Source organism: Parahoeflea alexandrii (genome assembly GCF_027214025.1).
GTDB classification, from domain to species: domain Bacteria; phylum Pseudomonadota; class Alphaproteobacteria; order Rhizobiales; family Rhizobiaceae; genus Hoeflea; species Hoeflea alexandrii_A.
In genome coordinates this window covers 64862-77033 of record NZ_JAPWHB010000001.1, presented here as the reverse complement: position 1 = coordinate 77033, position 12172 = coordinate 64862, and the positions used below count along the sequence as shown (strand labels likewise).

Genomic DNA, 12172 nt, shown 5'->3' with positions numbered 1-12172 from the left:
GGCGACCTCGGGACGATGACGACACCGGCGGAAAACACCGAACTGCACATATATTATGCATCAAGCTCAGGCATTGGGCAGATAGTGGCGCACAAAAAATCATCATCGTGTCCAAGCGATAATATGCATCTGCCGCATTTTGTGCAAAAAATCGGGCCCCGCGTGCAAATCGGCGCGATCCGGGTGCCGTTTCTCAAGGAAACCGGCAGAGAAATGAAAATTTTCGCGGGTATCGGGATATTTTTTCACAAAGTGGCACGGTGTGTGCTTTGATACACGCGAGTGGGTACATGGCGTCAGTCTAGCTGCCTGCTTTCACAGGACAGAGCGGAGAATTGGTTCTCATGAAAAAGATCGAAGCGATCATCAAGCCGTTCAAGCTTGATGAAGTGAAGGAAGCCCTTCAGGAAGTCGGCCTGCAGGGTATTACTGTCACCGAGGCCAAGGGTTTCGGTCGCCAGAAGGGCCACACCGAACTCTATCGCGGCGCGGAATATGTCGTTGATTTTCTCCCGAAGGTGAAAGTCGAAATCGTCCTGGCGGACGAAACGGCCGAAGCAGCGATAGAAGCCATTCGCAACGCGGCCCAGACCGGGCGCATCGGCGACGGCAAGATCTTCGTTTCGAACGTCGAGGAAGTCATCCGCATCCGTACCGGTGAAACCGGCAACGACGCCATCTGACCACTGTGTGCGGCGGGCTGCCGCGCACCCATCGTCATTTACTAACAGGGAATATCGAACATGACGACTGCCACTGAAATCCTCAAGCAAATCAAGGACAACGACGTCAAGTTTGTTGATCTGCGCTTCACCGACCCGAAGGGCAAGATGCAGCACGTGACCATGGACGTCTCCTGCGTCGATGAAGACCTGTTCGCCGATGGCGTCATGTTCGACGGCTCCTCGATCCAGGGCTGGAAAGCCATCAATGAATCCGACATGGTCCTGATGCCGGACACGGCGACCAGCCACATGGACCCGTTCTTCGCCCAGTCGACCATGGTGATCTTCTGCGACATTCTCGATCCGATCACCGGCGAAGCCTATAACCGTGACCCGCGCACCACCGCCAAGAAGGCCGAAGCCTATCTGCAGGCGTCCGGCCTCGGCGACACCGTCTATATCGGTCCCGAGCCCGAGTTCTTCATTTTCGACGACGTCAAGTACAAGGCCGACCCTTACAACACCGGCTTCAAGCTCGATTCGTCCGAACTGCCGACCAACGACGACACCGACTATGAAACCGGCAACATGGGCCACCGTCCGCGCGTCAAGGGCGGCTACTTCCCGGTCCCGCCGGTCGACAGCTGCCAGGACATGCGCTCCGAAATGCTCACCGTTCTCGCCGAAATGGGCCTGGTCGTTGAAAAGCATCACCACGAGGTGGCGTCCGCCCAGCACGAACTGTGCATGGTGTTCGACACCCTGACACGCATGGCCGACAAGACCCAGATCTACAAGTACGGCGTCCATCAGGTTGCCCACGCTTACGGCAAGACCGCGACCTTCATGCCGAAGCCGGTGTTTGGCGACAACGGCTCGGGCATGCACGTGCACCAGTCGATCTGGAAGGGCGGCAAGCCGACCTTCGCCGGCGACGAATATGCAGGCCTGTCCGAGAACTGCCTGTTCTACATCGGCGGCATCATCAAGCACGCCAAGGCCATCAACGCCTTCTCGAACCCGTCGACCAACTCCTACAAGCGTCTGGTTCCGGGCTATGAAGCCCCGGTTCTGCTGGCCTACTCGGCCCGCAACCGCTCGGCCTCCTGCCGTATCCCGTTCGGCTCCTCGCCGAAGTCCAAGCGCGTTGAGGTCCGCTTCGGCGATCCGACCGCCAACCCGTACCTGTGCTTCGCAGCCATGCTGATGGCCGGCATCGACGGCATCAAGAACAAGATCCATCCCGGCAAGGCCATGGACAAGGACCTCTACGATCTTCCTGCCAAGGAACTCAAGAAGATCCCGACCGTCGCCGGCTCGCTGCGCGAAGCGCTCGAAAGCCTCGACAAGGATCGCAAGTTCCTCACCGCCGGCGGCGTCTTCGACGACGACCAGATCGACAGCTTCATCGAGCTGAAGATGGCGGAAGTCATGCGCTTCGAAATGACCCCGCATCCGGTCGAGTTCGACATGTACTACTCGGTCTGATGGACCATGACCGGGCCGCCTGGTGCGGCCCGGCATAAACAAGCCGGCGGAACCGAATTGGTTTCGCCGGCTTTTTAATTAGCACTGCCTGATATTTATAATCAGTTCTTCAGGCGCTGCTTTAACAAATTGAGATATTCCTCGTTGCTGTCGGCTGGTGCGGCCTGCACCGCCTCGGTGCACGCCGGCACGTATTCCAGCGCCATGCCCGCCTTGACGCAGGACCCCACCTGCCAGCCCGGCGGAAGCGCCGTCAGATCGACCGATTTCCATTTCGGATGGCCCGTCTCGCGCAATTTGTCCATGCCGTTGAGCACCAGGCTGGAAAAATCCGAAACCGCGGTACAGCTCTCGCGATGATAGGCATTCTTCTTCGGATCGTAGTCATAGGTCATCAGCACCGCCTTGACCGCGACGAGGTCGACAGGGTCTTGCTGAAAACTGTAGGTCCCGCCCGGAATGCTGGTCTTCGTATACGTGGCAAGCAGCGGCGCTTCGGTGATCGGCAGCAGGTGGAATTTCTCCGGGTCGATATCGGCCTTGGCAAACAGCGAGGCGGGAGCGCCCGCGACGTAGAAGAACGCATCGATCTCGCCTGCCTGAAGCTTCGGCAGAGCCTGGTCCGGATTGAGCGGCAGCCGCTCGGCGGCCTTGACCTGCAGGATATCGAGGATCAGCGAGGCGGTAAGGAAGGTGCCGCTGTCCTTGACGCCGACTGCAACCTTCTTGCCTTCCAGATCCCTGATCCCGGCAACACCAGCGCGTGCCAGCACATGCACTTCCTCGTTATACAACGGGAACATGATCCGCACGCCGCGCACCGCATCCTGGATTTCAGCGTCATTGGCCTCGAATGTCTTGAGATATTCCAGCACGTCGCTCTGGACGATGCCGAACTGGGTGTTGCGCCGCTTGCGCACGCCGACGAAATTTTCGAGCGACCCGGCGCTCTCCACCACGTTCAGTGTCAGGCCGCATTCGGCGCCAAGTGCTGCCATGTCCTGGCCGATGCGGATATAGGTGCCGGTCGGCCCGCCGGTCATGATGTTGCGTTCGAACTCCGCCGCCAGGCCCGAACCGGTGGCCAGCAGCAAAGCGCCCGCCGCCGCCACCAGACCGCGAAAAATGATGCCATTGGATCTCAAAGACGTTCTCCTCGTATCAGCAACCGCTGTTCAGATCGCGGATCAGGTTGCGCAGGGTCAGGATCGGCACCCGCTCGAAGATGGATTCAAGCGCCGTCGTTACGCATTCGCCGCTGACCAGCAGGTCAGCCAGGCTCCGCCGGTCCTGTTCGGATAATGTTTCAAGACCCGGCGCCGAACGCAAGGCTGCCGCCACCGAATCGGGATCGCGCGGAATTGCCGCCGGTCCTGTCTCTTGTTCCGACTGCGCTTCTTTTCCTGCCTGGGCCTCTGCTTCGCCCGCGCCTCTATCGGCTGCCGCAGCCGGATCCTTGTCCTCTGCGGACCTCGAAGCGGCGCGTTCCAGCGCGGCCAACGCCGTCTGCGTGGCTTTCAGTTCGCCCTCTGTGTCGGCGAGCCGCCGTTCAAGATCCGCAATCACGCCCGCATCCGAAGCCTGCGCATCGGATGCCTGCTTGATCCGTGTCTTCAGGGTCGCCTGATCGGTGAGCATCATTGTGACTTTTTGCTGCAGACGATCCCGATCCGCTTTCAGTTGCGGCAGGATCTCATCCTGGAGCCGGGCAAGTTCGGCCTCAAGACGCGCCCGCTCGGCGTTTGCGCTCTTGCCCAAGGCATCCCGTTCACCTTCTAACGCCGCCAGTTCCGATCTGAGGCTCCGGCTTTCCGCCGCCAGCCGGTCGCGTTCGGCACTTATGGCCTGGACAGCGGCATTGGTCTCGTCTTCCCGGGCCGTGCCGGGGGCGCTGCTCGCCGCAAGCTTTTCTGCCATTGCATCAAGGTCAGCGGCCATCCGGACAATGTCTGCCTTGAGTTGATCGACCTGAGCCGCGCTTGATGCCTGGCTGGCGCGGGCATCGGCCAGATCCTGCTGTGCAGCGAGCAGCTCCCTGTCCAGTTCGGCCGCTTTCGCGCGTGCGTCGTCCAGCGCGACGCTGTTGTCCGGCTGGCTGAAATACGCGGCAGCGTAGCCACCGGCCGCACCGAGCGCGAGCGCCAGGACGACGGCAACGGCACCCGCCACACCGCCACCGCGCTTGCTGCCTGATTGGAAACTCGAGTCCCTGCCCCATTGGCTGGCCAATGTGTCGCCTCTCCTGTCTTGCCGCCGGTCTTGCCGGTCATGATCAAGGATCCCGATCGTTGACCGGGCGCCCCTTCCCCAGGATCGCCGATGTTCCGAAGGACCACCGAAGGGGTACCGGCAATCAGGCAGCTGCGCAAGCAAGCCGTTTTTTTCGCCTTGTGCCCGGCAATACCCTAGAGCTTCTATCTGGTTGGTCGATCCTGGTCACGCAAGTCCGCCGGGCACGACTGTGCGGACGGAACATGCAAAAACCGGAGCGTGGTCTGGCCACGCCCCGGCTTTCTGCTGAAACCACCGTCTGGAGGACCGGTGTTTACTTCTTCGTCTGGCTGCCGATGAAATCGCGCACGATGCGCACGATGCCCCGACCAAGCACCGCGTCGAGAGCCGCGATGAACTCGTCGACATGCTCGCGGCCGCAGATCAGCGGCGGCTCGAGCCGGATAACGTTGCGATTGTATTCGGTGAACGCCACCAGCACATTGTGATCGCGCAAGAGTTCCGCCCCGACAAAACCCGATAGCGAGCCCTTGAGCTTGTCGTCAAGCAGCGCCACCATCGGCCGGAGCAGTGCCGGCAGGGTCTGGCTGAAATCCTGGAACTCGAGCCCGACCATGAAGCCCGAGCCGCGCACATCCTTGATGATCTGCGGGTACTTGTCCTTGAGCCCGTTCAGGCGTTCGATCAGGTAGGAGCCGACCCGCTCGGCATTGCCGATCAGATCCTCGTCATACATGACATTGAGACCTTCGATCGCCGTGACACAGGCCTCGCCGATGCCGCCAAAGGTGGCCTGGGCGTGGATCATCGCGGTCTTCGGTGTGCCGTAGGCCTTCATGTAGACCTTGCGCGAGGCGATCATCGCCGCCATCGCGGTCTTGCCGCCGCCGAGCGATTTCGCCAGCGCCGTCACATCCGGAACGACGCCTGCCTTCTCGAAGGCGAAGAAGTGTCCGGACCGGCCCATGCCGCACTGGACTTCATCGGCGATCCACAGCACGCCGTGCTTGTCGCAAAGCGCGCGCAACTCCTGCCAGAACTCGACCGGCGCCTCGATGATGCCACCGCCACCCTGGATCGTCTCGAGCACGATGACGCCGATTTCCGGATCCGCCTCGAAGGCATTGCGGATGGCGTCGATATCGCCGAACGGCACCTTCACGGTGTTGCCGGTCAGCTGGAATTCGCCGCGGTAGAGCTCGGAATCGGTCAGCGACAGCACGCCCTTGGTCTTGCCGTGAAACGAGTTCTGCGCATAGACGATCTTCGGCCGCTTCGGCCCGGCAGCGCGCTCGGCCACCTTGATCGCCGCCTCCATGGCTTCCGATCCGGACGAGCCCAGGAACACCATGTCGAGATCGCCCGGCGCGATCGCCGCCAGATTCTTGGCCAGCGCCGAGGCGTACTGGCTCATGAAGGCGATGGCGATCTCGTGGCGGTCTTCGTCCTGGAACTGCTTTCGCGCCGCGATGATGCGCGGATGATTGTGGCCGAGTGCCAGCGATCCGAAGCCACCGAAGAAATCGAGGATCTTCCGGCCGGTCTGGTCGGTGTAGTACATCCCGGAAGCGGTCTCGATCTTGACCTTGTGGAAGCCCAGAAGCTTCATGAAATGCAGCTGGCCGGGATTGATGTGATCCTTGAACAGCTCGGTCATTTCAGCGACCGACATCGCTTTTGCATCCGCAACGGTCAGCAAATCGGGACGCTTGCCGCGGGGTGCGGCGACCTGGGCAACTGGACCGGCGTCGGACAAGGGCGGAGCGTCGACTGCGACGCGGGTAGGTGTATCAAGCATGGTATGGGCTCCCTCGGAACGATTCATTCGGCCGGTGCGACCTGGGCTGCAGCGGAGGATCCGGTGCGCGCCTTGGCAGCGTGATATTCGTCATAGGCCGCGATCAGCATGTCCTCATCGCGGTATTGCGGCACCCAGCCGAGCTGACGCTCGCCCTTGGAAACGTCGAGAACGCAGTTCTCGTCTGCAATCAGGTACTGTTCCGGATCCATGATCGGCATGTTGATCAGATCGAACAGATCCAGCGTGCGCTTCACCGCCCAGCCCGGCGTCGGGATCAGGAACGATTTCGAACCCGCGTGCTTGACCAGATCACCCAGGAGCTTGCGCACCGGCGGCGGATTGATCGAGCCGAGATTGTAGGCCTCGTTCGGCACGCCGGCCTTCCAGGCCAGTCGCGCGGCCTCGGCACAGTCGAACACCGAGATGAACTGGTACGGATTCCTGCCCGATCCGATCATCGGCACCGGCAGGTTGGCGTCAACCAGCTTGAACAGTTTCTCGAGGATGCCGAGCCGGCCCGGGCCAATGATCAGCCTTGGGCGGAACAGCGAGATCGACATGCCGCGCTTGCGCCATTCGGCCGCCAGCACCTCGGTATCGAGTTTCGACTGGCCATATTCACCCAGCGGCGCAACCGGATGGTCCTCGGTCATAGGGAACGTGACGGTGTGGCCGTAGATCATGTCGGTGGTGAAATGCACGAGCTTGCTGGCGCCCGCCTTTTCCATCGCCCCGATGATGTTCTTGGTCCCGTCGTAATTGACCGGATAGAAGAATTCATGACGCTTCGAACGGATCTGCAGCGGCGACAGCATCTTGGCCGACAGGTTGTAGACCATGTCATCTGCCGCGATCGGCACGCCGGCCACCATGTCGGGCCTGGTCACATCGCACTTGACGATCGTCGCATCCCGGTAAAACGCCTTGTTGTCGTTGACGATGTCCGCGACCACCACGTCCTCGCCATCGGCAAGAAGCTTCTGTGCAAGATGGCGGCCGACAAATCCGTCGCCTCCGAAAAGAATGTGTTTCATCGCGTAATCTCACTTGCTGCTACGGTAGTTTTTGAAAGCTGCGCGGTTTCATGCCCGGCGGTTGCCTGGCCGTCACGGCCGGATTGGGCAATCAGAACCGTTCCCACGCAGATGAAGGCGATGCCGGCAATGCGCCAGCTGTTGAGATCTTCCTTGAACAGCACGAAGGCGAAGACCGCCACGGCCACGTAAGCAAGGCTCAGGAAGGGATAGGCAAACGACAGTTCAACCTTCGACAGCACATAAAGATGCGACGCCATCGAGATGACAAAGGTTGCCAGTCCGGCGAATACCCAGGGGTTGAACAGAATCTGGAAGATCCGCGCGATCATGGTATCGGCGGTGAACGACACCGGCCCCAGCGATATCATGCCCTGCTTCAGCATCAGCTGGGCCGCGGCATTGGTCAGCACGGTAAAAAGAATGAATGCTATGTATTTCATGTCCCGCTCCGAATTAGGATCGGACCGGTTCTAGCTGTATTTCCCCAACATCCGGTTGAGCGGCGCGGTCAATTTTTCCTTAAATTGTATCTATTCCCGAAATGAACCGTTTGCGGCTCGGGTCCCGATAGACGCAACGCGCACCCGGCGGTTGGCGAAACCCGACGCAGACACGATGCGCCGGATGAGAACCATCAGAGCCTGCCTTGCGCATCCCGTTGGATGCCCGCCAACCTTAGCGGCTGAGAAGAAACTCGAGCGTCTGCTTCCAGTCGGTCATCCGGATGGGCGTGCCGTGCGAGCCGGTGTCAAACAGGACGAACCGCGCCGGATACCCCTCGCTTGAGCGTTGCACGCTGTCGAACACCGATTTCTGGTCCTGCCAGGCATAGACCGTGTCGAGGCTGCCATGGGTAAAGACGATCGGCATTCGCGCCCGCACCGCCGCACTCTTGACAATTCCCATGTCGGGCGCGCCGCCGAGCAGCGTCATGCCGGCAAGCCGCGGCACCAGCGCCGGATCATTGGCAAGCTTCGAGCAGATGATCGCCCCCATCGAGGCGCAGGCCAGCACCACCGGCGCCCGGCCGGCGATGATCAGTTCCCTGATGTCGGCCGCGCCGGCATCGTCAAAACTTTTGACGGTCGGCGACAGATAGGCGCCGCCATTGAGCAGCACGAGGTTCTTCAGCCGGTTGAAGTTCCCGCCGAATGTATAGTCGTTCATGCCCAGCCGCTGGTCCCCGCCCCGCCCATGCACGAAAATGACCGCAAACCGTGCCTTGGAATAGTCACCGGTGACACCGGTCTCGACCGAACGTCCGTTGGCTTCGTGCAGCGCCACCCGGCTCTGCCTCTTCACCCCCAGCGAAACGTATTTCGACTGAACCCGCCGCTCCGGCTCCACGTCCCGCTTGTGGATGTCGCGCAACTTGTCATAGGCGACAACCTCGAATGAGCCGTCCTGGGAAATCGACAGAATGCCCGGATAGGCAAAAAGCCGGTCCTTGTGCCCCCGCAGTTCGAACCCCTGTGCCGGCGCGACCGCACCGGTCAGCACCGCCAGGGCAAGGATTATCGCTCGCCGCGCATCAACTACGCCGCGCAAAGCCGCGAACCAAATGCTACACAGTCGATTGAAAGAACGGATTCTGGCACACTCCGGCTGATTCGTTTTCCCAATCTACATCAGGCATCACGGCGATATGGACGATTCCAACGATCTTTTTTCCACAGCTGGCACCTCCGCGGCAACGCCCGCGCCAAAAACGGAAAACACGGCAGCAAGACAACCCGCCGCTGCGGCGCCGAAAGCGACCCGGCCGGAGGCCTCCAAAGCGGGTGCTCCCGCCAGCGGTGACGCCTATGATGCCTCCACCATCGAGGTCCTGGAAGGCCTCGAACCGGTGCGCCGCCGTCCTGGCATGTATATCGGCGGCACGGACGAACGCGCCCTTCACCACCTGTTCGCCGAAGTCATCGACAACTCGATGGACGAAGCCGTGGCCGGGCACGCCAACTTCATAGAGGTCGAGCTCGACGCGGACGGCTACCTTTCCGTCACAGACAACGGCCGCGGCATTCCTGTGGAAAACCATCCGAAGTTTCCCGGCAAGTCCACCCTCGAGGTGATCATGACGGTGCTGCACGCCGGCGGCAAGTTCGACAGCAAGGTCTATGAAACTTCGGGCGGCCTGCACGGCGTCGGCGTTTCCGTGGTCAACGCGCTGTCGGATGATCTGGTGGTCGAGATCGCGCGCAACAAGAAACTCTACCGGCAGCGCTTTTCCCGCGGCATTCCGCAGGGCGGCCTCGAGGAGCTCGGCGACATTCACAACCGCCGCGGCACCAAGGTCCGCTTCCATCCCGATCCGGACATCTTCGGCGCCGGCGCCCGGTTTGACCCGGGACGGCTCTACCGCATGGCCCGCTCCAAGGCCTATCTGTTCGGCGGCGTCGAGATCCGCTGGGTCTGCGCTGCATCGCTGGTCGAAGGCACCGATACCCCGGAAAAGGCCGTGTTTCACTTCCCAGGCGGCCTCAAGGACTATCTGGAGGCCTCGCTTGGCAAGGAACATCGCGTCAACCGCGACATCTTCGCCGGCAAGACCGAGCGTTCCGGCGGCCACGGTTCGCTGGAATGGGCGATCACCTGGTATGGCGGAGATTCGTCGATCAGCTCCTACTGCAACACCATCCCGACGCCGGACGGCGGCACCCATGAAGCGGGCCTGCGCATCGCGCTGACCAAGGGGCTGAAGGCCTATGCCGAGCTCACCGGCAACAAGCGCGCCGCCGCGATCACCACCGACGACGTGATGATCTCCTCGATCGGCATGCTGTCGGTCTTCATCCGCGAACCGGAATTCGTCGGCCAGACCAAGGACAAGCTGGCGACCGTCGAGGCCCAGAGGATCGTCGAGAATGCCCTGCGCGATCCGTTCGACCATTTCCTCGCGGACTCACCCGCCGAAGCCGACAAGCTGCTTGAATGGGTGATCGACCGCGCTGACGAACGGGTCAGACGCCGCAAGGAAAAGGAAGTCAACCGCAAGACCGCCGTCAGGAAACTCAGGCTCCCCGGCAAGCTGTCCGATTGCAGCCAGACCGCCGCGGCCGGGGCTGAATTGTTCATCGTCGAGGGCGATTCCGCTGGAGGCTCGGCAAAACAGGCCCGCGACCGCTCCAACCAGGCCATCCTGCCGTTGCGCGGGAAAATCCTCAACGTGGCGAGTGCAGGCCGCGAGAAGCTCGGCGCGAACCAGCAGATCGCCGATCTCATTCAGGCACTTGGGTGCGGGACCCGGTCGAAATACCGCGAAGAAGACCTGCGCTACGAGCGCATCATCATCATGACCGATGCCGACGTCGATGGTGCCCATATCGCATCGCTGCTGATCACCTTCTTCTATCAGGAAATGCCCGAACTGATCCGCCAGGGCCACCTCTATCTCGCTGTCCCGCCGCTCTACAAGCTCACCCAGGGCGCCAAGTCGCTCTATGCCCGTGACGACGCACACAGGGTGGAACTGCTGGAAACCGAATTCACCGGTCGCGGCAAGGTCGAGATCAACCGGTTCAAGGGGCTTGGCGAAATGATGGCCTCGCAGCTGAAAGAGACCACCATGGATCCCGCCAAGCGGACCCTCTTGAAGGTTGCGGTCGACGTGAGCGATCCGGAATCGACCCGGGACACCGTCGACAACCTGATGGGGACAAAGGCCGACGCTCGTTTCCGCTTCATCCAGGAACACGCAGCCTTCGCCGAGAATCTCGACATCTGAGCAGGATCGACGTCAGGCGGCCTGTGCGGCCAGCGCCTGGGCGTAATCGCGCGAGGCTTGGCGACGCCAGCTGAAATGCATGGTTTCGACCAGCCGCAGCAGTTCCGCAACCGATGGCAGGTTTGCCGCATCGCGTGCATGGCGTTGCAGGAGTTCCGCGGTGACCAGTCCTGGATCGACAGCGGCCTGATTGCGCGACGCCGCGCGCCAGATCTGGGTTGCGGTAACGAACACCGGCGCCAGGTCGCCCCCGAGCCCGACGGACCGGTAAAGCGCCCGCATCGCGGTTTCACGCCCGTCGATCAATATGCCGCGGACCCGCGAATCGCTCATGCCCGACAGCGACACCACGGCGCTGGCGAAGAAATCAACATTGCCCGCGCACAAGGCATGGATCAGGAAGGCAGGAGTCAGGCGTCCCGATATGCGCAGGTGCTCGACAAGCGCCGGAATCTCGTCCTGGGCCACCGTCTCGGCCAGTCTCAACGTGGCCGTCATGCAGGCTTCCTCGGTGATCTTGCGGCCACGGCTTCCGCCAATGGCAGAGCGGATGAAATCCGATCCGGCCAGCGCCGCGCCGAGCCGCTCCACCAGCGCCTGACGTACATCGCAAGGCAGATCCGGGCGTTCGAACAGCCGGGCCCGGATTTCGGCCTCGTCGCCGAACCGCTCGGCAATCCGGCGCAGCGAAATCCGCGCAATGGATACGTGCGGATTATCCAGCATGTCGGCAACCGCTTCGGGTTCCCCGACTTCCGCCATCGCGGCCGCGACCGACACGGACACCGGGCACCGGAACGCCACGAAGCGCTGAAGCGATGAGCGGCCGGAGGCAACGATTTCGATCAGGTCATTGTCGGCCAGCGCCGGAGACAGCGCGATGACCCTTCCGGCCACCTCGATCTGGTCGAAAGCCAGCCCCAGCAGGATGCTGCGCGGTGCGTGTTCAACCAGGGCAAGGCCTTCGGCAAGCGCCAGCCGGACCTTGGGAGAAGGATCCTCGAGCAGCAGCGCCAGAGCCGCCTCGGCCTCCTGTCGTTCGGATGGGTCCATGCGTCCTTGCGCGTAGGCCTGGGTCAAGGCCTTGGTTGCACGGCAGCGGTCACCGACCTTGGCGGTTTCCGACCACTTCAAAAAGGACTTTACAATCATGAAAATGCGACCCCACTCGGTACCTGTGTCCTGACACTAGGGCCAAATGGTTTACGATCGGTTCACCATACTT

At 61.6% G+C, this 12172-nt stretch carries 11 protein-coding genes; 4 read left to right on the top strand and 7 right to left on the bottom strand.

Going from position 1 to position 12172, the window contains the following annotated elements:
* The first annotated feature begins 15 nt into the window (after window positions 1-15).
* The 3 genes from O4H62_RS00395 (at window position 16) to glnA (ending at window position 2153) form a co-directional block, all read left to right on the top strand.
* Window positions 16-273 carry a hypothetical protein gene (locus O4H62_RS00395; protein ID WP_269385069.1) on the top strand — a complete coding sequence of 86 codons (258 nt, stop codon included), beginning with the start codon at window positions 16-18 and terminating at the stop codon, window positions 271-273.
* Window positions 274-344: 71 nt separating this feature from the next.
* Complete coding sequence (locus O4H62_RS00390; protein ID WP_269385067.1) at window positions 345-683, top strand: P-II family nitrogen regulator; 339 nt, start codon at window positions 345-347, stop codon at window positions 681-683.
* A 60-nt stretch (window positions 684-743) separates the two neighbouring features.
* On the top strand, window positions 744-2153 hold the full coding sequence (gene glnA / locus O4H62_RS00385) for a type I glutamate--ammonia ligase (protein WP_269385065.1): 1410 nt from the start codon (window positions 744-746) through the stop codon (window positions 2151-2153).
* 101 nt (window positions 2154-2254) lie between these two features.
* Here glnA and O4H62_RS00380 read toward each other — a convergent pair whose 3' ends face one another.
* The 6 genes from O4H62_RS00380 to O4H62_RS00355 form a co-directional block, all read right to left on the bottom strand.
* Complete coding sequence (locus tag O4H62_RS00380) at window positions 2255-3298, bottom strand: TAXI family TRAP transporter solute-binding subunit (protein ID WP_269385063.1); 1044 nt, start codon at window positions 3296-3298, stop codon at window positions 2255-2257.
* A 16-nt stretch (window positions 3299-3314) separates the two neighbouring features.
* Window positions 3315-4382, bottom strand: coding sequence for a hypothetical protein (locus O4H62_RS00375; RefSeq protein ID WP_269385062.1), 1068 nt, complete (start codon window positions 4380-4382; stop codon window positions 3315-3317).
* A 316-nt stretch (window positions 4383-4698) separates the two neighbouring features.
* Window positions 4699-6183 (bottom strand): aspartate aminotransferase family protein, encoded by a 1485-nt coding sequence (locus tag O4H62_RS00370; RefSeq protein ID WP_430538353.1) that lies wholly within the window; start codon window positions 6181-6183, stop codon window positions 4699-4701.
* 23 nt (window positions 6184-6206) lie between these two features.
* Window positions 6207-7220: an NAD-dependent epimerase/dehydratase family protein gene (locus O4H62_RS00365; RefSeq protein WP_269385061.1), complete on the bottom strand. Its 1014-nt coding sequence runs from the start codon at window positions 7218-7220 to the stop codon at window positions 6207-6209.
* On the bottom strand, window positions 7217-7663 hold the full coding sequence (locus O4H62_RS00360) for a transporter (protein WP_269385060.1): 447 nt from the start codon (window positions 7661-7663) through the stop codon (window positions 7217-7219). The genes O4H62_RS00365 and O4H62_RS00360 overlap by 4 nt, the downstream gene beginning before the upstream one ends.
* Window positions 7664-7898: 235 nt before the next feature.
* A complete protein-coding gene (locus O4H62_RS00355) occupies window positions 7899-8771 on the bottom strand; it encodes an alpha/beta hydrolase (RefSeq protein ID WP_269385059.1) in 873 nt (290 codons plus the stop codon).
* Between the two features lie 97 nt (window positions 8772-8868).
* Here O4H62_RS00355 and parE point away from each other — a divergent pair, with 97 nt between their 5' ends.
* Window positions 8869-10947: a DNA topoisomerase IV subunit B gene (gene parE, locus O4H62_RS00350; RefSeq protein WP_269385057.1), complete on the top strand. Its 2079-nt coding sequence runs from the start codon at window positions 8869-8871 to the stop codon at window positions 10945-10947.
* 12 nt (window positions 10948-10959) lie between these two features.
* Here parE and O4H62_RS00345 read toward each other — a convergent pair whose 3' ends face one another.
* Window positions 10960-12099, bottom strand: coding sequence for a DUF2336 domain-containing protein (locus O4H62_RS00345; RefSeq protein ID WP_269385056.1), 1140 nt, complete (start codon window positions 12097-12099; stop codon window positions 10960-10962).
* Between the last annotated feature and the right edge of the window lie 73 nt (window positions 12100-12172).

Excerpts from the sequence above, each read along its gene's own strand:
- O4H62_RS00395 (WP_269385069.1), top strand. The coding sequence starts at position 16 with ATGACGACACCGGCGGAAAACACCGAACTGCACATATATTATGCATCA.
- O4H62_RS00390 (WP_269385067.1), top strand. The coding sequence starts at position 345 with ATGAAAAAGATCGAAGCGATCATCAAGCCGTTCAAGCTTGATGAAGTG.
- glnA (WP_269385065.1), top strand. The coding sequence starts at position 744 with ATGACGACTGCCACTGAAATCCTCAAGCAAATCAAGGACAACGACGTC.
- O4H62_RS00370 (WP_430538353.1), bottom strand. The coding sequence starts at position 6,183 with ATGCTTGATACACCTACCCGCGTCGCAGTCGACGCTCCGCCCTTGTCC.
- O4H62_RS00365 (WP_269385061.1), bottom strand. The coding sequence starts at position 7,220 with ATGAAACACATTCTTTTCGGAGGCGACGGATTTGTCGGCCGCCATCTT.
- O4H62_RS00360 (WP_269385060.1), bottom strand. The coding sequence starts at position 7,663 with ATGAAATACATAGCATTCATTCTTTTTACCGTGCTGACCAATGCCGCG.
- parE (WP_269385057.1), top strand. The coding sequence starts at position 8,869 with ATGGACGATTCCAACGATCTTTTTTCCACAGCTGGCACCTCCGCGGCA.
- O4H62_RS00345 (WP_269385056.1), bottom strand. The coding sequence starts at position 12,099 with ATGATTGTAAAGTCCTTTTTGAAGTGGTCGGAAACCGCCAAGGTCGGT.